At 64.0% G+C, this 389-nt stretch carries 1 pseudogene; it reads left to right on the top strand.

Features of this window, described 5'->3' with window-relative positions:
• Positions 1-389: pseudogene (locus HR086_RS47870) on the top strand (hypothetical protein); the annotation flags it as partial.

Raw genomic sequence — 389 nt, 5'->3', positions numbered from 1 at the left:
GCCCTGCACCTGATGGCCTATGGGCGCAGCTTCCGTGGTCGTGTCCGCGATGGATTGGTGCGCCAGGGCCAGGAAGCGCTGGAAATCTTCGTGGAATGGGACGAACAACGTGCCAATCACCCGCCGCACCGCCGAAAGGCCGGCCTGCGGCACAGTGGTCAGGATTGGAAGGGGCGCCTGGACGGCGAAGACGTGGCCCAGCTCGGCAATCTGTGCGCAGCGCTTGCGGTAGTCACATTCGAGCCAGGCAGCCATGCGTTGGTCAGCGGTGGTGGTGAACCCCGCCGCCGATTCCTCGATTGGGGCTTGTTCCACGTGGAACCTGATTTCCTGTCCCTGTGGCGCCGGTATTCGCGGGCACTGAAACAGCGCAATGCCCTGCTCAAGCA

The sequence above is a fragment of the Myxococcus sp. CA039A genome, from assembly GCF_013336645.1.
Classification (GTDB): Bacteria; Myxococcota; Myxococcia; order Myxococcales; family Myxococcaceae; genus Myxococcus; species Myxococcus llanfairpwllgwyngyllgogerychwyrndrobwllllantysiliogogogochensis.
This window is presented reverse-complemented; position numbering and strand designations above follow the sequence as displayed.